Source organism: Enterobacter sp. K16B (assembly GCF_020216105.1).
Taxonomy (GTDB): domain Bacteria; phylum Pseudomonadota; class Gammaproteobacteria; order Enterobacterales; family Enterobacteriaceae; genus Enterobacter; species Enterobacter sichuanensis.
The window spans coordinates 1-19,479 of the sequence record NZ_JAIWJZ010000104.1; the positions used below are offsets into that span (position 1 = coordinate 1).

At 55.7% G+C, this 19,479-nt stretch carries 17 protein-coding genes; 9 read left to right on the top strand and 8 right to left on the bottom strand.

The window, feature by feature from the left end:
* Together LDK53_RS18045 and LDK53_RS18050 are read left to right on the top strand one after the other, a co-directional pair.
* Positions 1-645, top strand: a 645-nt coding sequence (locus LDK53_RS18045) for a YadA-like family protein (RefSeq protein ID WP_225287740.1), incomplete at its 5' end; no start/stop codon positions are given.
* A gap of 68 nt (positions 646-713) precedes the next feature.
* Positions 714-1,175 (top strand): hypothetical protein, encoded by a 462-nt coding sequence (locus LDK53_RS18050; protein WP_225287741.1) that lies wholly within the window; start codon positions 714-716, stop codon positions 1,173-1,175.
* A gap of 101 nt (positions 1,176-1,276) precedes the next feature.
* On the opposite strand, the gene LDK53_RS18055 is transcribed toward LDK53_RS18050, so the two are convergent.
* Both LDK53_RS18055 and LDK53_RS18060 read right to left on the bottom strand, forming a co-directional pair.
* On the bottom strand, positions 1,277-2,710 hold the full coding sequence (locus tag LDK53_RS18055) for a glycoside hydrolase family 32 protein (RefSeq protein ID WP_225287742.1): 1,434 nt from the start codon (positions 2,708-2,710) through the stop codon (positions 1,277-1,279).
* 16 nt (positions 2,711-2,726) lie between these two features.
* On the bottom strand, positions 2,727-3,968 hold the full coding sequence (locus LDK53_RS18060) for an MFS transporter (RefSeq protein WP_225287743.1): 1,242 nt from the start codon (positions 3,966-3,968) through the stop codon (positions 2,727-2,729).
* 238 nt (positions 3,969-4,206) lie between these two features.
* Between LDK53_RS18060 and LDK53_RS18065 the strand changes: the two genes are divergently transcribed.
* The 3 genes from LDK53_RS18065 (at position 4,207) to LDK53_RS18075 (ending at position 8,397) form a co-directional block, all read left to right on the top strand.
* Positions 4,207-5,214, top strand: coding sequence for a LacI family DNA-binding transcriptional regulator (locus LDK53_RS18065; protein WP_225287744.1), 1,008 nt, complete (start codon positions 4,207-4,209; stop codon positions 5,212-5,214).
* 321 nt (positions 5,215-5,535) lie between these two features.
* Positions 5,536-6,912 carry a diaminobutyrate--2-oxoglutarate transaminase gene (locus LDK53_RS18070; protein ID WP_025759990.1) on the top strand — a complete coding sequence of 459 codons (1,377 nt, stop codon included), beginning with the start codon at positions 5,536-5,538 and terminating at the stop codon, positions 6,910-6,912.
* Positions 6,913-6,930: 18 nt separating this feature from the next.
* On the top strand, positions 6,931-8,397 hold the full coding sequence (locus tag LDK53_RS18075; RefSeq protein ID WP_025759992.1) for a pyridoxal phosphate-dependent decarboxylase family protein: 1,467 nt from the start codon (positions 6,931-6,933) through the stop codon (positions 8,395-8,397).
* Between the two features lie 35 nt (positions 8,398-8,432).
* On the opposite strand, the gene LDK53_RS18080 is transcribed toward LDK53_RS18075, so the two are convergent.
* Both LDK53_RS18080 and LDK53_RS18085 read right to left on the bottom strand, forming a co-directional pair.
* Positions 8,433-8,948, bottom strand: a complete 516-nt coding sequence (locus LDK53_RS18080) for a protein disulfide oxidoreductase (protein WP_225287745.1) — start codon at positions 8,946-8,948, stop codon at positions 8,433-8,435.
* Between the two features lie 70 nt (positions 8,949-9,018).
* Positions 9,019-9,939, bottom strand: a complete 921-nt coding sequence (locus LDK53_RS18085) for a LysR family transcriptional regulator (protein WP_167514968.1) — start codon at positions 9,937-9,939, stop codon at positions 9,019-9,021.
* Positions 9,940-10,061: 122 nt separating this feature from the next.
* Between LDK53_RS18085 and LDK53_RS18090 the strand changes: the two genes are divergently transcribed.
* Both LDK53_RS18090 and LDK53_RS18095 read left to right on the top strand, forming a co-directional pair.
* Positions 10,062-11,840, top strand: coding sequence for an adenine deaminase (locus LDK53_RS18090; protein ID WP_412174836.1), 1,779 nt, complete (start codon positions 10,062-10,064; stop codon positions 11,838-11,840).
* A gap of 20 nt (positions 11,841-11,860) precedes the next feature.
* The gene (locus LDK53_RS18095) at positions 11,861-13,204 is read left to right on the top strand and encodes an NCS2 family permease (protein WP_025759997.1); all 1,344 of its coding nucleotides are present in this window, start codon (positions 11,861-11,863) and stop codon (positions 13,202-13,204) included.
* On the opposite strand, the gene LDK53_RS18100 is transcribed toward LDK53_RS18095, so the two are convergent.
* The 3 genes from LDK53_RS18100 to LDK53_RS18110 are packed head-to-tail and all read right to left on the bottom strand — an operon-like array spanning position 13,201 to position 16,972.
* Positions 13,201-15,384 (bottom strand): polysaccharide biosynthesis tyrosine autokinase, encoded by a 2,184-nt coding sequence (locus tag LDK53_RS18100; protein WP_225287746.1) that lies wholly within the window; start codon positions 15,382-15,384, stop codon positions 13,201-13,203. The genes LDK53_RS18095 and LDK53_RS18100 overlap by 4 nt on opposite strands.
* Positions 15,384-15,833, bottom strand: coding sequence for a protein tyrosine phosphatase (locus tag LDK53_RS18105; protein WP_263643496.1), 450 nt, complete (start codon positions 15,831-15,833; stop codon positions 15,384-15,386). The genes LDK53_RS18100 and LDK53_RS18105 overlap by 1 nt, the downstream gene beginning before the upstream one ends.
* A complete protein-coding gene (locus tag LDK53_RS18110; RefSeq protein ID WP_225287748.1) occupies positions 15,833-16,972 on the bottom strand; it encodes a polysaccharide export protein in 1,140 nt (379 codons plus the stop codon). Before LDK53_RS18110 ends, LDK53_RS18105 begins: the two co-directional genes overlap by 1 nt.
* Positions 16,973-17,416: 444 nt before the next feature.
* On the opposite strand from LDK53_RS18110, the gene LDK53_RS18115 reads away from it, so the two are divergent.
* Both LDK53_RS18115 and LDK53_RS18120 read left to right on the top strand, forming a co-directional pair.
* Positions 17,417-17,749, top strand: a complete 333-nt coding sequence (locus LDK53_RS18115; protein ID WP_225287749.1) for an RcnB family protein — start codon at positions 17,417-17,419, stop codon at positions 17,747-17,749.
* Positions 17,694-18,179 carry a GNAT family N-acetyltransferase gene (locus LDK53_RS18120; protein WP_225287750.1) on the top strand — a complete coding sequence of 162 codons (486 nt, stop codon included), beginning with the start codon at positions 17,694-17,696 and terminating at the stop codon, positions 18,177-18,179. The genes LDK53_RS18115 and LDK53_RS18120 overlap by 56 nt, the downstream gene beginning before the upstream one ends.
* A 94-nt stretch (positions 18,180-18,273) precedes the next feature.
* Here the strand turns inward: LDK53_RS18120 and apbC are convergent, their stop codons facing one another.
* A complete protein-coding gene (apbC, locus tag LDK53_RS18125) occupies positions 18,274-19,383 on the bottom strand; it encodes an iron-sulfur cluster carrier protein ApbC (protein ID WP_025760017.1) in 1,110 nt (369 codons plus the stop codon).
* Between the last annotated feature and the right edge of the window lie 96 nt (positions 19,384-19,479).

Genomic DNA, 19,479 nt, shown 5'->3' on the forward strand with positions numbered 1-19,479 from the left:
ACGCACCTCGACGGGCAGCACATTGAGCCCGGCCAGGCTCCGAAACCGGCTCTGCCGCCGCAGAAAACGCCCGTTATACAAATCGCGGTTGACCCAATAAAAACGTCTATTGATGGATCTGCAACTGCACTGAAATCTGTTCAGCCAACACACTTAGACGGGCAGCATAATCTGGTAATTAATGGTCGCGATGGTCGCCCAGGTAAAAACGGCGTAACAGACATCATCACGAAAAAGGAAGTAGATACGAAAACATCGAAACAAGTGAATATTAACACTCAAACGCTTAAGGCGCTCAGCGTGCAATCGACGGCACAAGCTAAAGATCTGAAAGCGGCTCAACAGGTATTTGCGCAGACACAAGCTAACACTCACTCTCAATTCAAAAACCTGAAAGATGAAGTTGATGGTAATAAAAAAGAAGCGCGTGGTGGCGTGGCCTCTGCTGTTGCAATGGCTTCCATGCCCCAGGTTGAAAAAGACCAGGCTGTAATGTTCTCAGCGGGTGCCGGTGAATTTAAAGGGGAGGAAGCGGTCAGTGTCGGCGCTTCCTTCCATGCGGGTAGCGCGGTTGTGAAAGCGGGTATGAGTGACTCAACGAATAATGATTTCGCAATGGGTGTCGGTGTCGGCATCGGATTTTAAATAATAGTTTTTCATTCAGCGCCTTCTGCTGAAGGCGCTTTATAACTGTAATTTCTGAGGTAATAATAATGAAAAAGTTAATGATGGTAGCTGCCGTATTGTCTCTTGCTGCATGTTCTTCACCCGCTCAACGTATGGCTGAGTGTGAAGCGCAAGGTGTCAGTAAAGACGCATGTTATGTCGCGGAGCAAAACCGCACGACAGCAATTAACGCTGCGGCTGAAAAACAGGCACTTGAAAACGCGGCTCAACGTGCACAATCAGCACACAAGCACCTGCCGAAAGGCTGTACACAATTGCAGGACGCGAACGGTGAATGTAACGTGAAGCCCGCTACACAGAGCAGCAGCGTTAAACAACTTACCAGTGAAGCAGATCACGTTATGAACCAGCCAATCTCGGATGCTGCAGAATACCTTCTCTCTAAAGGCTGGAAACCAAACAATGGTACGTGGAGCAAAGGCGGCTACTCCCTTCAATTGGTTGTAGAGAATGAGAAAGTCATGAACGCTCAACTCTCTAAAGATTAAAAATAATCATCATTTAAGACTCTATATTTACGTCGCCCCATCAAGATGGGGCAGTATTTTAAATTAAGCTGACCTGATGCCCGTCGCCACCAGGCCCGTGTTTACTCCAGTTGCCAGGCCCCGCCATGGATGAGTGACGCCCGCCCCGTCCAGGCAAACAGCGCCAGATCACGGCAATCTTCATCAGGATAAATGCGGCTGCTGAGGCACGCTTCTCCCTCATTAACAAACACTTCAACGGAAGATCTGTCAAAGAACAGGCGCAGATTAAGCGCATTATTCAGATTGAGCGCGACGCTACGTGAGCCACACAGGCCATACTGCGGGTAGTATCGCTCCAGCACCAGGCGCTGCATCTGCGCATCAACATAGACACGTAGCCCGGCGCCAAGACGAATGCCGTAGTGTTCTGCAGTGCTGTTTGCGCAATCCCATTGCAGATTGACCTCCAGCGCGTCGCAGCGTTCCACCAGCGCTATCTGCTGATTGGTCAGCGTACTTACCGGCCAGGGGAACCACGCTCCCCGGAGGCCTTCGACTTCTCTGGCCGGCCGCATTTGCAGACGATTATCCGCGCTCAGTGTCAGTTCGCGCGGTAACGAGAGCATGCCTGCCCAGCCATCCTCCTGTTCCGGCAGCGGAGATTCCCACATATCCAGCCAGCCGATAACGATGCGGCGCCCATCAGGCGTCAGGAAACTCTGTGGCGCATAGAAATCATGCCCGCGATCCATCTCCACAAACTCACCTTCACGCACAAAAGGCTGTCCGGGCTGCCACTCGCCCACCAGATAGCCGCTCTGGAAAAGATTGCGATTTTCGAATCCTTCGGCAGCCAGTCCCTGTGGTGAAAACATCAGCACGCGTTTACCGCTGAGGGTGAAAAAGTCCGGGCATTCCCACATGTAGCCCATCTCTTTTTCGGCCACCGCAAGCACGCCTATATCCTGCCACTCGCGCAGATCGGCAGAACGATAAACGCGCACCTGGCCCGTCTCGCCGTCGCGCGCGCCAACAACCATGTACCAGCTCTCTCCTTCACGCCACACTTTTGGGTCGCGGAAATGATGCAGGCCTGGCGGCGTGTCAACGATCATACCCTGCCGGGCAAAATGAATGCCGTCACGGCTGGTCGCCAGGCACTGCACCTGGTAGAGATTCGCCTCGTCATCCGGATCGCCGTGGAATTTATGTCCGGTGTAAATGAGCGCCAGCGTATCGCCATCCACCACCGCCGAACCGGAAAAACAGCCATCCTTGTCTTCAGGCCCTTCCGGCGCCAGCGCAACGGGAAGGTGTTCCCAGTGAACTAAATCTTTACTGCGCGCATGGCCCCAGTGCATCGGGCCCCACTGGGTCGAGTAGGGATGATGCTGATAAAAAGCGTGATACCAGCCGTCAAACCAGACCAGGCCATTTGGGTCATTCATCCAGCCAGCGCGGGCTGCCAGGTGGTAACGCGGATACCAGCGCAGGTTAAGCTCTTCGCGTCTGAACTGAAGTTCCAGCTCTGCTTTCGTAATGGAATACGTCATTTCTCTACTCTTTCGATCAGATGGTGGAAGGTTGCGGCATGAGCGGGTCAGAAGAGGACTTACCCGAGCGCAACAGGAAAATGGAGATAAACGTGGTGCTGAACACTAACAGCCCCATAATGAGATAGGACTGGGCAAAGCCGTATTTCTCATAGCTGTAGCCCGCCAGCGGCGACAGGACCGAGGCAATCACCGAGCTTGTACAGGCAAAGCCCACCAGATAGAGGGTGGAAGAGAGCCGCTTATCAAAGTGTAAACTGTTGTATTTAAAGATAGAGACCAGCAAAACGGGCAGTTCAACCGCGTGCAATAGCTTGGTAATGGAGATAAGTACCGGCCCCTCAACCAGCCCCGAAGCCACCATACGCATTGCCATCACCATTCCGGCGAAAATCAGACCATTCTTCGCGCCAAGGCGATTCACCAGCCATGGCGCGCAGAACATGCCCGCCGCCTCAAGAAAAACCTGGAAGGAGTTGAGATAGCCGTACATGGCGTTTCCTTCCTGTAACGTCGGGAACTGAGAGGAGAAATAGACCGGGAACTGCTGGTCGTAAACGCCATAAATACAGGTGCCGATAACGAAAAACACCAGCGCCCAGAACCGCGGCAGCGTCAGCAGGCGCAATGCATCTTCCAGCGTGACCTTACCGCCGGATACCGCTTCCTGCATAGCGTGTGGGGCGGAAGAGACCCTGAGTCGCGCCAGCAAAACAAAAAACGCCAGCCCTGCGCAGCTCGCGACAGCGAAGTTCAGCTTCGGATTAAGGTTAAACAGGAGCCCCGCGAAAAAGGTTGCCACCGCCCAGCCAAGCGATCCCCACATCCTCGCCTTGCCGAACTCAAACTGGCTCTGGCGGGCCACTCGCTCGGTATAGGACTCCAGTACCCCTATCCCGCCGTTAAACATCAGGCCGATATAAATCCCGCCAAAAATACTGCCGAGTAAAACGTTAATCTGCAGCAGATAACCAAACAGCAGGAAGGCAGGACCAGAAAGAATGAGCAGGCTGGTCAGAAACCAGAGCAGGTTTTTGCGCAGGCCGAGTTTGTCCTGAATGAAGCCGTAGCAGATTTGCGCGCATAGCGCGGAGACAGAAAGCACGGCATAGATGACTCCCGTATCGCCTGCCTTTAGCCCCACCTCCTGGTGGAGCCAGATGGAAAGCAGCGAGCCGGAAGATGACCACGTGACAAAAAAGAAAAACAGTAATGCGCTTAATAAAGGGTAGCTGTGAGAGTGATGCGTTTTCATCATGACATTCTCATGTTGGAGTAATGACGCAATGGTAACGTTAACATTTATCCTTTCTCATGCGGTTTGGCTGAAATTTAAGATGTTAATCACGAAAGTTAACGTTAACATTAAAGGAATGAGATCGCGATCAAATATTCATCACTGAGGGCAGCATGGCCTGGCCTGTGCATCACCCTTCCTTTTACATCAGCGACTTAGTTGTATACCCTTTCACACAGAGCATTAACGGAGTAAGAAAATGGCATCCCTGAAGGACGTCGCAAAGCTGGCTAACGTATCGCTGATGACCGTCTCACGCGCGCTTAACAACCCGGAGCGCCTTAAGCCGGAAACGCTGGCGCGCGTACAGCAGGCTATCGAGCAGACCAGCTACGTACCCGATCTTTCCGCCAAGAAAATACGCGGCGCGCATGCCTCGCCGAAAACCATCGGCGTGCTGGCGCTCGATACGGTGACGACGCCTTTCTCGGTGGAGATTACGCTGTCCATTGAAGAGACGGCCCGGATGCACGGCTGGAACAGCTTCGTCATGAATATGTTTACCGATGACAACCCGGATACGATCGTCGATCTGCTGCTCTCCCACCGCCCGGACGGGATTATTTACACCACAATGGGATTACGTCAGGTTCCTCTCCCTGCAAAACTGCTTACCCTTCCCTGCGTGCTGGCCAATTGCGAAAGTGTCGATGAACAGGTAGCCAGTTATATCCCTGATGATGAACAGGGGCAGTACGCCGCCGTGCAGGCGTTACTCGCCGAGGGTTACCGGCAGCCTCTGTGCCTGCATTTACCCGCGGACCATCTGGCCACAACCCGGCGCCGTCAGGGGCTGGAACGTGCGTGTCGTGAAGCGGGGCTCGACCCGGACACCCTGGAACATAGCTACATGGCGTCGGGGGACGAGCACTATCGTGACATTCCTTCAGTGCTGCTGGCGCGCATTCAGAATGGCATTCCCCTGTTCGACTCCGTTATCTGCGGTAACGATCGTATCGCATTGATGGTGTACCAGACCCTGCTGGCGCAAGGGCTTCGCATCCCTGAAGATATCGCGGTTATCGGTTATGACAATATGGTTGGCATTGGAGAGCTCTTTCTCCCCCCGCTTTCAACCGTTCAGCTGCCGCATTATGAAATTGGTCGCCTGAGTGCCCTGCATATTATTAACGGTGAAACCCACCGGGAAACCCTGCGTGTTGAAAGTCCATTTTTGATGCGGAATTCCGTTGCGCATCTATCCTGACCACCGCTTTTTGCCCCTGTTGCAGAAATAAGCGTGTTAAGTTCGCGGATGGCACGATTTGTCACACTCTTTTTTATGATTTTGCCGCCAGAACGTTAAGTACGTAACCGCCTGTTTTTATTTGCCATAAACTGCAATTTTCCGCCTGAAAACGGGGATATTCCTCCCCCTGTGCGCCGTGTCACAAAACAGTAAACAAATTAACCATTGAGCCCCGTGGCAAAAGGCTCTATATTGGCGGCGTTTTTTTCAGGCCCCCATCTGTTTTTTAACTTTTTATTCAATCGTGGCTCATAACGAAGCGGCGGTTGTAGGAGTGATATGATGACGGATAAAGTCCGTATTGACACCGTAGATGCCCACAAAAGCAACGAAACCTATCTGGCCCGTCAGGCCGAGTTTGAATCTAACGTCAGGAGTTATCCGCGCAAACTGCCTTTAGCGATCACTAAAGCAGAAGGCGTGTGGGTAACCGATGCAGACAATAAAGAATACCTTGACTGTTTAGCAGGCGCAGGCACCCTTGCGCTTGGCCATAACCACCCTGATGTGCTGAAAAGCATCCAAAATGTCATTACCAGCGGCTTGCCGTTACATACTCTGGATCTGACTACGCCTCTGAAAGACGCGTTTTCCGAATACCTGCTCTCTCTGCTGCCTGGTCAGGGCAAAGAGTACTGCCTGCAGTTCACCGGTCCATCCGGTGCTGACGCTGTGGAAGCCGCGCTGAAGCTGGCGAAAAAAGTGACCGGCCGTAGCGGTATCATCAGCTTCTCGGGTGGTTACCACGGCATGACCCACGGCGCGCTGTCCGTGACCGGCAACCTGTCTCCGAAAGAAGCGGTAGACGGTATGATGCCAGAAGTGCAGTTTATGCCTTACCCACACGAGTACCGTTGCCCGCTGGGTATCGGTGGTGAAGCGGGCGTGAAAGCGCTGACTTACTACTTCGAAAACCTGATCAACGACGTTGAGAGCGGCGTGCGCAAACCTGCTGCCGTCATTCTGGAAGCGGTTCAGGGCGAAGGCGGCGTGAACCCGGCACCGGCTGAGTGGCTGCAGCGCATCCGTAAAGTGACTCAGGAACACGGCATTCTGCTGATCCTCGACGAAGTTCAGGCTGGCTTTGCCCGTACCGGTAAATTCTTCGCCTTCGAACACGCTGGCATTGAGCCAGACATCATCGTGATGTCTAAAGCTGTTGGTGGCGGTCTGCCGCTGGCCGTGCTCGGTATCAAAAAGCAGTTCGATGCATGGGCCCCAGGTCACCACACCGGTACCTTCCGCGGCAACCAGCTGGCGATGGCAACCGGTCTGACGACGCTGAAAATCCTGAAAGACCAGAACATCGCAGGCAAAGTGGCTGCACAGGGCGAATGGCTGAAAGGCCAGCTGAAAGAGATGGCGAAACGTTATCCGGTTATTGGTCACGTTCGCGGTCTGGGCATGATGATCGGTATCGAGATCGTTAAGCCACACGAAGCCGCTGACCACATGGGTTGCTTCCCGGGCGACGGCGAGCTGTCTGCACTGATTCAGAAGAAGTGCTTCGAAGCCGGTCTGATTCTGGAGCGTGGCGGTCGTAACGGTATCGTTCTGCGTCTGCTGCCGTCTCTGCTGATCAGCGATGAAGAGCTGAAAGTCTTCCTGGATAAATTCGAGCAGGCCCTGCTTGCTGCGGGCGTTCGCCCGGCGTAACCGGAGTTGTTGATTACGATGTCTGATTCAAACCCAATTTTGTTCTCCTCTGCGCAGAGCATTGAAGCTTACCAGCAGGCGATTGAACAAAGCACTCAGGCTGTGATGCAGTGGCTGAAGCAGCCTGAGATGTATCAGGGCAAAACGGTCGCGGAACTGCGCGACCGCATTAAGCTGGATTTCAACCCGAAAGGGCTGGGCAACGAAGCGGCGATTGAACGCGCCGTGGAGTTCTTCCTGAAAGACAGCCTGTCCGTTCATCACCCGCAGTGCGTGGCGCACCTGCACTGCCCAAGCCTGGTCGTTAGCCAGGCGGCGGAAGTGCTGATCAACGCCACCAACCAGAGCATGGACTCCTGGGATCAAAGCCCGTCCGCAACCATCATCGAGATCAAACTGATCGAATGGCTGCGTACCCGCGTGGGTTATCAGGCTGGCGACGCCGGTGTCTTCACCAGCGGCGGCACCCAGAGCAACCTGATGGGCCTGATGCTGGCCCGTGATGCGTTCTTCGCGCGTCAGGGTCACTCCGTTCAGCAGGACGGCCTGACAGGCGATCTGCGTAAAATTCGCGTGCTGTGCTCCGAAAACGCGCACTTCTCCGTGCAGAAAAACATGGCGCTGATGGGTCTGGGTTACCAGTCCGTGGTGCAGGTGAAAACGGATGAATTCTCCCGTATGGATCTGACCGATCTGGCGGCGAAAATTGAACAGTGCAACGCTAACGGCGAACAGATTCTGGCGATTGTCGCGACAGCAGGTACCACCGATGCCGGTGCAATCGACCCGCTGCGTGCCATTGCCGAGCTGGCGGCGAAGCAGAACATCTGGGTACACGTTGATGCGGCCTGGGGCGGCGCGCTGCTGATGTCTGAGCAGTATCGTCACTACCTGGACGGCATTGAGCTGGTGGATTCCGTGACCCTGGACTTCCACAAGCAGTTCTTCCAGACCATCAGCTGCGGTGCGTTCCTGCTGAAAGAAGCGCGCCACTATGAGCTGATGCGCTATCAGGCCGCTTACCTGAACTCTGAGTTCGATGAAGAAGCCGGCGTGCCAAACCTGGTGTCCAAATCGCTGCAGACCACCCGTCGTTTCGACGCGCTGAAGCTGTGGATGAGCCTGGAAGCGCTGGGTCAGGAGCAGTACGCGGCGATCATCGATCACGGCGTGACGCTGGCACAGCAGGTTGCGGCTTACGTGAAAGAGCAGCCTGCTCTGGAACTGGTAATGCAGCCACAGCTGGCAAGCGTGCTGTTCCGCTTCCGTGGCCAGGTGCAGGCCGATGACGCAGGTATCGCCCTGTTGAACCAGAAAATTGGTGATGCGCTGCTTGAGTCTGGCCGTGCAAACGTCGGCGTGACCGAGCATAACGGCGTGACCTGCCTGAAGCTGACGCTGCTGAACCCAACCGTGACGCTGGAGGATATCAAAATCCTGCTGTCGCTGGTTGAGCGCACCGCGCAGGAAGTTCTGGCGAAGTAATACCCCCCCCTCTTCTGCGGAAGAGGGGTTTATTTTTATATCCCTGCCCACCACATTCTGATTTTTAATCCCCAGTAGCTCGTCCAGCCCGTCGTGGTACTGACGACGTTCCCCTTCGATACAATGACCAGCGTCGGCGTCACGCTTACCTGCCATTCCTGCGACAGCGCACCGTTTTCATCGTTTATCACCGGCATTTTCAGCTGTTTCTTGTCAACCCAACGAGCAAGCTTAGCGTTATCACCGGAGCGCATGGCGATACTCACCACGTTCCCGCCCTCTTCTGCCAGCTGATTGACCGCGGGCGTCGTGAAACGGCAGATGCTGCACCAGGTGGCCCAGACGTAAATCAGCAGCGGGCGCTCGTGGCTGAGCGCCGCGATATCGTGCGTTTTCCCGTCGATGCTCTGCATTGGGTTTGCGCTAAACGTGGCGGGTAAGGTCGGTCTTCGATACTGATCCACGCCCCACACCACGGCCAGCGTCAGCACAACAAGTATGATCCCTTCCCGCGCCCAGCGGCGCAGTCGGCTCAATTTACGGTTATCCATTGTGACCTCTTGATTTAACAGAGGTCATCTTAGCGGGCTGCACGCCGTCACGCTGTAAAGAAGTGTCGCGTTACTTCGTTCGTAGAGTGTCGACCATCAGCGTAAAGCAGGATTCAATGAGCGGAGGAAGCGCCTGCGGGGCACGCATCAGCGCCACCGTGCGGAACAGTGCCGGCTGCTGAAGATGAACCACCTTAAGCCGGGGATCCTGCAAATGGGTGGTATAAAGCTGCGGCAATATCGCCACGGCCAGCTTCGAACGCACCAGGCCGTACAGCGTCTCAATATAGTCCACCTGATAACGCGTCTGCAGCGAAAGACGATGACTTTCGGCAAGCGCACTGACCAGCCGCTGGATGTTGCCTTTGGAGAAGACGGCAATATCCCGACCCACCAGCTGTTTCCAGGGCACGTGTGCCGACGCGCCCAGCGGATCGTCGCAATGGAATACCGCCACAAACGGATCCTCCTGCAGCGGGAACACGTTAAGCTGGTCGGGAACCGAGCTGTCCAGCGCCCCGATACCGAAATCAATCTGCCCTTTCAGCAGTTGCGCCACCAGCGCGTCATTGGTTTGATCGTGAAACTCCACCCGAAGGCGTGGAAAGGCCTGCGCAAGCGTCTGCGGCAGCAGCGGAAACAGCAGCGAGCTGACGGAAGGCACCAGACCGATTCGCACCGTGCCGTCGCCACCGGCCTGCACAATCTGCTGCATATCATCAAACGCCAGCTGCGCTACGCTGAGCACCCGCTGGGCGTGGGGCAAAATGGCGTGCCCCAACTCGGTCAGCGTAACCGCCGACGCGGTACGATTGACCAGTTTGCCGCCGAGTACCGTTTCGATTTGCCGCAGGGCGCTGCTGAGCGCAGGCTGGCTAATGGCCAGTTTACTGGCGGTATCCGTAAAATGACGCAGCTGCGCCAGCGTGACAAAATACTGTAGTTGCCGAAGGGAGAGCGCAGGCAAGCGCTGCCAGGGTTCCGTCATCATTCTCCATTACACCCGTCACAGAATAACCCGGGGTTATCGGGCGATAAATTTTATCAGCTGGGCAAACGTTTGCCGGGTGCATAGAGTAACGTCAATATTTCAATGCTGGAACTGTTAATTGCATGACTGCCGAAACCCGACGCCGCGCCGTTCAGGCCGCACGAGGCGAAACGCCCTTTGACCTGCTGCTTACCCACACCCGAATTGTCGATATGGCAACCGGTGAGATCCGCGAGGCGGATGTGGGGATTGTCGGCTCGCTTATCGCCAGCGTCCACCCGCGCGGCAGCCGCAGTGATGCGCTTGAAACGCACGACCTGAATAACCAGTTCCTCTCTCCGGGCCTCATGGATACGCACGTGCACCTTGAAAGCTCGCATCTGCTGCCCGCACGCTACGCGGAGATCGTGCTGGCGCAGGGCACCACAGCTGTCTTCTGGGATCCGCACGAGCTGGCGAACGTGCTCGGCATTGAGGGCGTCCGCTTTGCGATTGCGGCCAGCCGCAGCCTGCCGCTGCAGGTGATGGTCGCAGCTCCCTCGAGCGTACCTTCCACGCCGGGGCTGGAGATGTCCGGCGCAGATTTTGCGGGCGAAGAGATGAATACCCTGCTCGGCTGGCCAGAAGTGCGCGGCGTGGCGGAGGTGATGGACATGCACGGGGTGCTGAACGGCAGCCAGCGTATGCTGGAGATCCTGCAGGCCGGGCTTGAAAGCGGAAAGCTGATTGAAGGCCATGCGCGCGGTCTCAGCGGCGCCGATTTACAGGCGTATCTGGCGGCGGGCGTCACCTCTGACCATGAGCTCACTTCCGCCGACGATGCGCTGGAAAAATTGCGCGCCGGGCTGACGCTGGAGATCCGCGGCTCGCATCCCTACCTGCTGCCCGAGATTGTCAGCGCCCTGAAAACGCTGCCGCACCTCTCGTCGCAAATCACGGTCTGCACCGATGACGTTCCCCCTGACGTGCTGCTGGAAAAAGGCGGTATTATCGCCCTGCTCAACCTGCTGATTGAACACGGTCTTCCGGCGACGGACGCGCTGCGGTTTGCCACGCTGAACGCCTCCCTGCGTCTTCAGCGCAACGATCTCGGACTGATTGCCGCCGGAAGACGCGCAGACCTGGTGGTGTTCGACTCTCTGGATAAACTGACGGCTCGCCGGGTGTATGTCGCCGGGAAATGCATTGCCCGTGACGGCGCGATGATTGAGCCGATCGTTGATACGCCGCTGGCGCTACCGCGAGATACCGTGCGCCTGTCGCCCCTGGCCGCCAGTGACTTTTACCTGCGCATCGACGACGCGAACCACGGTGTGGCGCGCCTGCGCCATATCAGCGGCGCACGTTTTACCCGCTGGGGCGAAACTGACGCCCGGGTGCGTGACGGACGCGTTGAAATACCGGCAGGCTTTAGCCTGATCTGGGTTCAGCACCGCCACGCGCGCCATGCGGCAACGCCGCAAATCGCTCTGCTGGAAGGCTGGGGAGAGCTGCGGGGAGCCATCGCCACCACTTACTCCCACGATTCACACAATCTGGTGGTGCTGGGGCGCGATCCCGACGATATGGCGCTGGCCGCCAACACGCTGATCGAGAGCGGCGGTGGGATGGCGCTGGTCCAAAACGGTAGCGTCATCGCGCATGTTGCGATGCCGATCGCGGGCATGCTGTCGGAACTTCCCCCGGCTGAGCTAGCCCGTCAGTTTCGCACGCTGCGTGAACGCAGCAGCCAGATTGCCGACTGGGAGCCGCCGTACCGGGTCTTTAAAGCCATTGAAGGAACCTGCCTTGCGTGTAACGCCGGGCCGCATCTGACCGATCTTGGACTGACGGATGGCAGCACGCGCCAGATTGTTAATCCGCTGATTTCTTACCGGGAAACCCCGGACACCACACAATAATATCGAAGGAGAGCCGGATAATGGCCGACAACACCGTTAATTCGCCAGCACCAGGGAGCTGGCTTGAACGTCGTTTTGCACTGCATACGCGTGGCAGTACCGTGCGTACCGAGTGTCTGGCGGGTCTCACCGGTTTTCTCGCCGCCGCCTATTTGCTGGTGGTCATCCCGGGCCTGCTGGCCGTGGGCGGGATGGATAAAGGCGCGGCGACGACCGGCACCATTTTAGTGTTTGTGGCCGGAACGCTGCTGATGGCCTTTTACGCTAACCTGCCGTTTATTGTCGGGCCGGGCATTGGTGGCTCGGTGCTGGTTGGCGTGACGCTGGCGGGAAGTGAAGGCATCGGCTGGGAAATCGGTCTGGGCATTGCCTGCTGGTCGGGGATTTTGTTCTTTCTGCTTACCCGCTTTGGCCTGCGGGAAGTGGTCACCCGCTCCGTACCGCAGTCCATCAAACTCGGGCTGACGGCCTCTATCGGCTTGTTTGTCGCCGTACTCGGTTTCCGTAATGCCGGGCTGGTGCTGGCCAACGCCAAAACAAATGCGCTGATGCTGGGGGATTTTCTCTCACCCGGTGCGCTGGTGGCGCTCGCCGGCCTGTTCCTGGCCATTGCCCTGCAGGCGCGCCGTATTCCGGGTGCTATCTTGTGGGCCATTTTGTTCGCTACCCTCGTGGGCATCCCGATGGGGGTCACGCGGTTGCCGGCAAGCTTCATCGATATGCCCCATTCGCTCACGCCGGTGCTGGGCCATATCGACATGCTGGGTGCCCTGAATATTGCCTTCCTGCCCTTCCTGTTCGTCTTCTTCGCCTCGGAGTTTTTCTCCACCATGGGTACCACGCTGGCGGTGGGAGGAGAAGCCGGGCTGCTGGATGACGAGGGTAATATGGTCAATATCAATCGCCCGTTTATGGTGGACTCTATTGCCGCGGCGTTAGGTCCGTGGGTCGGCATTCCTGCCGCCACGGCGCTGATTGAATCCTCGGCGGCCGCGGAAGCGGGTGGGAAAACCGGCATCACGGCGCTGGCCGCCGCGTTCATGTTTCTGCTGATGCTGCTGTTTACCCCGGTTGCGCTGATGATCCCGAAAGAAGCCACAGCGCCTGCCCTGATCCTGATCGGTCTGAACATGTTCAGCGGACTGCGTAAGGTGGATCTGGCGAATTTCACCGACGGGCTGCCGGTACTGATGATGGTAATGATTACGCTCATCGCCAACAGCTTCGGGACAGGCATTGCAGGGGGACTGCTGTTTTACATTGTCATTAAAGCGATTGCAGGAAAATGGCGAGACATCCCTGTTGGCCTTTGGATCCTCGCCATCCCGCTGGTCTATTATTTTGCCACGCTGGTGAAGCATTAATCCTTGCGCTGTCGCCGGGTCGGGCTTTGGCCATACTCATAATGGTCATAGCCCGCACGGTAATACTGCGCGGCCGATTTAATCACGTCGTTCAGCACGGTACCGCCGATGCGCGCGCCCGTTTGTTGCAGACGCTTGATGCTGTTCTCCATCTCTTTCAGGCGGGTCTTGCCAAAGCGGGCAACCAGCAGCGAGGTGCCCGCCACCCGAACGGCCACTGCGGCGTCGGTCACGGCCAGCACCGGTGGTGTGTCGAGGATCACCAGGTCATACTGTTCATTCGCCCAGGCCATTACCGCCCTGAAGCGTTCGCTCATCAGCAGTTCGGAGGGGTGTGATGGAACCGGCCCGCAGGTCAGCACATCTATATTGCCTTGCTCATAGTGCTGAATCGCCTCCTGACAGGCGCACTGTTCTTCAAGCACGCAGGAAAGTCCGGTGTGGTTTTTCAAACCAAATACGTTGTGGACGTATCCCTCGCGCATATCCGCATCGATAAATAACACCCTGAGCCCGGCCTGCGCCTCAATCGCGGCCAGCGAGGTGCTGACCAGCGTTTTTCCGCAGTCCTGGGTGGGTCCTGAAATCATGACGATGCGGTTAGCGGCATCCTGCAACGTGAAATGAAGGCTGGTACGCAGCCCCCGCACGGCCTCGACAAAAATATCGGCGGGCCGGTCAACCGGCAGAAAAGGCACATCATTAATCCTGTGCTTCCAGCGCGAACCCAATACGCGTTTGCGGCGCAGATTCGTTTTTTTCCACAACCACATCGAACGCGGTAAGGTAGCCATCACCGGCACCCCGAACCCTTCCAGTTGCTCAGAGGTATTGATACCCCGTCTGAATGCAATACGAAGCAAAACAAGGCCCACAGAGCACATCAGCCCCAACAGCGTGCCCGACACCATAATCAGCGTCTTTTTCGGTTTAATGGGATCGGGTTGCGTCACCGCGCTATCGATAATTCGCACGTTCCCGATGGCGCTGGAGCGTGAAATATTCAGCTCCTGCTGACGGGTAAGCAGCTGCAGGTAGATGGTGCGGCCTGACTCCACATCCCGGCTGAGGCGCAAAATGTCCTGCTGAGTGGAGGGCATGGCGGCAACACGCTGATTCAGGTGGATCTTCTCCTGCTCAAGAATGTGACGTTTTTCACGCAATGCGCGGTAGTTCGGATGCTCTTTCTTAAACAGCTGAGAGATCTCTGCCTCACGAAACGTCAGCTCGTTGAGCTGGTTTTCGATATTCACAATCTGTTCGAGCACCGATTTCGCTTCCAGAGAGAGATCGACCGAATCACGCTGTTTGCGATATTGATTCAGCCGCTCTTCGGCCTGATCCAGTTCGCTTCGGATTTTTGGTAATTGCTGCTGCAAAAACGCAAGGCTGCGGGAATCCTGCGCTTCCTGGCGGTTAATATTTTGCTGCAGATAGTTGTTGGCAATCCGGTCAAGCACATGGGCAATCCGCTCCGGATCGCTGCCGGTGAGCGTCAGCGTCAGTACCCCGCTCTGTTTTGCCGATTCAACCACGGAAAACTGGGTACTCAGGGCATTAATGGCCTCCAGACGGGTGCTGCTCTGTAGCGTGAATTGCGTGCCCGGTGGGGCATCAAGGTTCACCACCAGCAGGGATACTCCCGCTTTTTCCAGCGCTTTTCCCTCTCTGCCTTCAGCAGAAAAGTTGTCGCCCTCCAGCCGATATGCGCCCTTTTCCAGCACCGTGAGGAGAAGTGTGCGTGGCTTTCCTTCGACAGGTGAAAGCTGCAGCCAGCCCAGGGTTAGCGTGGCGGGTTTATGGCCCTGCAACCGCGCCCACAGACGTCCCCGCTGTGCCACGTTCTGCGTTAAGCCTAATTCATCAACGGTGGCCCCGAGGATCATGCGCGATTTAAGCAACAGAATTTCGGGTTCAACATCGGGAGAGAGCGCATTACTGAACTGTCTTAAATTTTTGAGCAGGCTGTTATCCTGTTTTCCTTCCACCTGGATTAAGGCATCTGCGCGATAAACAGGCGTCGCCAGAAAGGCGTATAGCCCCGCCAGGACGGTGAACACGAAGGTCACTGAGAGAATAAGTACACGATGATCGAGCATCTCGCTAAGGAGACGAAGGAGATCAATTTCCTGATTTTCGGGTGCCGCTGCACCGTAACTGTCTGTTGTATAAGACGACATTAATGCTTCATTCCTTTTTGACTCAACCGATGAGCCCATTCCTGACTGGCTTTGCCCAATAGCCCAAAAACATAGTCAAATGCTTCACGACTCTTGCGGTAGGGATCGGGGATCTCCTGCGGCTCCAGCCATTGCCCAAAGAGCAGCGATTTGCCGCGCAGTTCCGGGGCCATAGCAGAGATAAAACGCAGATGAGCGGGTTCCATCACCAGAATAAGATCCGACTCCCGCATCAGCTGCCGGGTCAGCTTACGTGCGCGATGACCCTCCAGTGTGATCCCATGACGCCAGGCCACGTCCTGAGCGCTGAGATCCGCCGGGCTTCCCTCCAGGCCGAATATGCCTGCCGAGGTGATCCGTTTTCCCGGGAGCTGCTGGCGTAACAGCCGCTCGCCAATCGGCGAGCGGCAAATATTGCCCGTGCAGACCACTAAGATGGAATCAAACATTATTGCGGCCACGACCTGAGGTAGCGGACCGTTTCGGTCAGGTCATGCACACCTGAGATGGTCGGCACAAGCTGAGCGATCACGCGGTTCCAGCGTGACAGCGGCGCCGTGGTGACATAGACAATATCGTAGGGTTCAAGCTGGAATTCGGTCCCCAGCACCATCGCTGAGGCATCCTGCGCATTAAGCTGGTAAATACGGGCTATTTTTCCCGCGTCATTGCCTTTAGCCATGGAACGAATGACAAAAATGCCCGTCGCATCGGCCATGTCCTGATTCAATCCCCCCGCATTGCTCAGCGCTTCCGCCAGGGTCATGCCGCTTCTGTCCATCTTGAGCGTGCTCTGCTTGACAACTTCGCCCATCACAAACACTTTCAGGGCGTCGTTACGCGGAACAAACAGGATATCGCCCGGGTAGAGCAGCTTGTTTTGCGTCAGGTCGCCATGCTGCATCAGCGCATACAAGGAGAGAGGAGAATCCTTTCCCTCGTGAGTGAGCACCACATTGCGCCAGTCAGCGTCGGCAGAGAGTCCCCCCGCTGCGTTGACGGCATCCATCACCGTCAGGGGGATATTGGTGATGGGCTGCTGACCAGATTTGACCACTTCTCCGGTGACGTAGGCTTTTTGTGAACGGAAGGCGGCCACGCTGACGTCCACCTGCGGGCTTTCGATCACGCTATTCAGGCGGGCGGCGATCTCCTCCCTCACTTCAGAGACCGTTTTGCCTGCCACCGGCAGTTTCCCGACATAGGGATAAAAGAGCGTGCCGTCCGCATTCACCCAGTTACCGGTGTCACTGGCACTGCGATACTGCCCGGCAGGTGTTGTCAGTTCCGGGTGATCCCAGACGGTCACGGTTAAAATATCCCCGGCGCCGATCCGGTACTCCCACTCCCTGACCTGCTCATCCAGCTTAGGATTTGGCTGAGATTTCGCGACAGCAGGCCGCAATTTCTCAATCAGTGAAGGGGTAAGAGGATAAAGATCCACGCGCTTATCTAAATAATTACCCTCTTTATCTGACGCAATAATATTTTTCCCGGATGAACGTAATGTTTGCCCGGGAGAAAATATGCAGCCGGTCAACTGACTTATTGCCAAAAATATTACAGAAAATGCTATTGTGTTTTTCATTAAAATTAAAATATCACTGATGATCGCGCCAAACGCGTAACAGGCAATCCCTTTAAGAATCACCCAATATCATAACGCACTGTTTTCAAATAATTAAATGTAGAAATAAACATCATAAAATAGAGGAAAGAAACACCAGAATAACGTAAGACTGATAATTAAACCGGTTGCCTTTCATCAGTTTAAAACGCCTTTAAATAAAAAGCATGCCTTGTGACTCACATTCTTATAGCAAACTCACCTTTTCAGATTTAGTTAAAATAAATATTATTTCACTGAATTAATTTCCCCAAATAACATTCACAAAAGTAATGTTATTAACCTTTGGCGCTACACAAAATCGTCCACTTTTGTTACATTTTTTTTCTAACAGCCCCTGCGGGGATACTTAAAATAGGCTCTCAGCAGGCTGAGAGTATCAGTAACGGTATAACTGGAGAAAAAATGGCTAAGCGTACATGGCTGCTTCTGGGTGTAGTAATGTCTCTTGCAGGTGCAGCGTCAGCAGCCCCGCAAACCGCGTCGGCATCTGACGGCATCAAAGCTTATGAAGAACAGGAGTTCATTGCTGATTTCACGAAGTTTAAAATTGGCGACACGGCGCCCGCGCAGTATCAAACCCCGGAATACACCATCAAACAGTATCAACTGCGTAACCTTCCGGCACCGGATGCGGGTACCCACTGGACCTATATGGGTGAAAACTACGTCCTGATTGGCGATGCAGACGGTAAAATCTACAAAGCCTACAACGGAGATATCTTCTATCATCGCTGATACGATCCTGATTCGCCCCTGGCAGGAAAGCGACCGCCCTTTCCTGCGTACCCTCTTCCTCCACGCCCGGCGTGAAGCCTGGCCATGGCTGGACAGTGCTGACTGGCAGCTCGAAGATTTTGACGCAGCAACGCGTGACGAAGCGATCTGGGTTGCCACTCAGAACGGTCATCGTCTGGGTTTTGCGTCAGTGTGGACGAACGATAATTTTCTGCACAACCTGTTTGTTGACCCGCAGTATCAAGGTCTTGGGGTCGGGCATGTGCTCCTGGAACATGTGCAGAAGACGTTCACCAGTACGGGGTCACTGAAGTGTCTGGTGAAGAATACGCGGGCTATCGAGTTCTACCAGCGGCACGGTTGGCACATTGAGGCTACGGGGGATTCTCCGGAGGGAGAGTACTACCTGATGCATTACCGTTTGCGTTAACGTCGGGTGGCGGCTTCGCCTTACCCGACCTACGTCATGGTGCTATTTGTAGGCCGGGTAAGCGAAGCGCCACCCGGCCATTCGCGCTGAGGAGTTACACCGCGCGGAACGCGATGTCGCCAGGGATGACTTCCCCCTGCCAGTAGAGCTGCGCGGCCACGCGCCCCGCCAGCTGGCGATACATCTCTGCAAATTCACTGTCCGGACGGCTGACGACCGTCGGTTTCCCGCTGTCCAGATCTTCACGCAGGGTAATGTGCAGCGGCATCTGCCCCAGCAGCTGGGTGTGATACTTCGCGGCCAGTTTTTCTGCCCCACCGGTCCCGAAGATAGGCTCGTGGTGACCGCAGTTGCTGCAGATGTGCATGCTCATGTTCTCGACAATACCGAGCACCGGCACCTCCACTTTTTCAAACATCACGATGCCTTTTTTGGCGTCGATCAGCGCAATATCCTGCGGAGTCGTCACGACAACCGCGCCCGTGACCGGGATGTTTTGCGCCAGCGTCAGCTGAATATCACCGGTACCCGGCGGCATATCCAGCACCAGATAATCCAGATCCGGCCACATCGTCTCCTGCAGCATCTGCATCAACGCTTTGCTGGCCATTGGGCCACGCCAGACCATGGCGTTGTCGTCGGTGACCAGATAACCGATGGAGTTCGTGGCCAGACCGTGCGCCATAATTGGCGCCATGTGGGTGCCGTCCGGCGAGGTTGGACGCTGATTCTCTGCGCCCAGCATATTGGGAATGGACGGGCCGTAGATATCGGCATCCAGAATACCGACCTTCGCCCCTTCTGCCGCCAGCGCCAGTGCCAGGTTGACAGCCGTGGAGGATTTGCCCACCCCGCCCTTACCCGAGCTGACCGCAATGATGTTTTTCACACCGTTAACGCCCGGCTGGTTTTTCACCCGTTTGAGGGTGGCGATACTGTGGCTCAGCTTCCAGTCGATGGCTTTCGCGCCGGTAATGCGCAGCAGTTCAGCGCTGGTTTGTTCTTTCAGCGCGTCAAAGGCGCTGGTCCAGACGAAGGGCATCTGCAGCTCAATGTGCAGCGTGTCGTCCAGCCAGGCAACGTGATGTAACGCTTTCAGCGTAGTGAGATTGTGCTTCAGGGTTGGATGCTGAAAGTTAGCCAGCGTCCCGGCGACCATTGCTCGTAAGGCTTCCGGTGATTTGGCCTGGGATTGAGAACTCATCCCGACTCCTTTGTTCTTGTGAATAAGACCTTAGATGAACAAGTTTACCTGAAAGGCCGTGGTTTGTGCTTACTTAATAATGCCCCTTTTGGTAAT

What these genes read in the sequence shown, in the direction of transcription:
- LDK53_RS18050 (WP_225287741.1), top strand. Translation starts at nt 714, where the DNA reads ATGAAAAAGTTAATGATGGTAGCTGCCGTATTGTCTCTTGCTGCATGT.
- LDK53_RS18055 (WP_225287742.1), bottom strand. Translation starts at nt 2,710, where the DNA reads ATGACGTATTCCATTACGAAAGCAGAGCTGGAACTTCAGTTCAGACGC.
- LDK53_RS18060 (WP_225287743.1), bottom strand. Translation starts at nt 3,968, where the DNA reads ATGATGAAAACGCATCACTCTCACAGCTACCCTTTATTAAGCGCATTA.
- LDK53_RS18065 (WP_225287744.1), top strand. Translation starts at nt 4,207, where the DNA reads ATGGCATCCCTGAAGGACGTCGCAAAGCTGGCTAACGTATCGCTGATG.
- LDK53_RS18070 (WP_025759990.1), top strand. Translation starts at nt 5,536, where the DNA reads ATGATGACGGATAAAGTCCGTATTGACACCGTAGATGCCCACAAAAGC.
- LDK53_RS18075 (WP_025759992.1), top strand. Translation starts at nt 6,931, where the DNA reads ATGTCTGATTCAAACCCAATTTTGTTCTCCTCTGCGCAGAGCATTGAA.
- LDK53_RS18080 (WP_225287745.1), bottom strand. Translation starts at nt 8,948, where the DNA reads ATGGATAACCGTAAATTGAGCCGACTGCGCCGCTGGGCGCGGGAAGGG.
- LDK53_RS18085 (WP_167514968.1), bottom strand. Translation starts at nt 9,939, where the DNA reads ATGATGACGGAACCCTGGCAGCGCTTGCCTGCGCTCTCCCTTCGGCAA.
- LDK53_RS18090 (WP_412174836.1), top strand. Translation starts at nt 10,062, where the DNA reads ATGACTGCCGAAACCCGACGCCGCGCCGTTCAGGCCGCACGAGGCGAA.
- LDK53_RS18095 (WP_025759997.1), top strand. Translation starts at nt 11,861, where the DNA reads ATGGCCGACAACACCGTTAATTCGCCAGCACCAGGGAGCTGGCTTGAA.
- LDK53_RS18100 (WP_225287746.1), bottom strand. Translation starts at nt 15,384, where the DNA reads ATGTCGTCTTATACAACAGACAGTTACGGTGCAGCGGCACCCGAAAAT.
- LDK53_RS18105 (WP_263643496.1), bottom strand. Translation starts at nt 15,833, where the DNA reads ATGTTTGATTCCATCTTAGTGGTCTGCACGGGCAATATTTGCCGCTCG.
- LDK53_RS18110 (WP_225287748.1), bottom strand. Translation starts at nt 16,972, where the DNA reads ATGAAAAACACAATAGCATTTTCTGTAATATTTTTGGCAATAAGTCAG.
- LDK53_RS18115 (WP_225287749.1), top strand. Translation starts at nt 17,417, where the DNA reads ATGGCTAAGCGTACATGGCTGCTTCTGGGTGTAGTAATGTCTCTTGCA.
- LDK53_RS18120 (WP_225287750.1), top strand. Translation starts at nt 17,694, where the DNA reads ATGCAGACGGTAAAATCTACAAAGCCTACAACGGAGATATCTTCTATC.
- apbC (WP_025760017.1), bottom strand. Translation starts at nt 19,383, where the DNA reads ATGAGTTCTCAATCCCAGGCCAAATCACCGGAAGCCTTACGAGCAATG.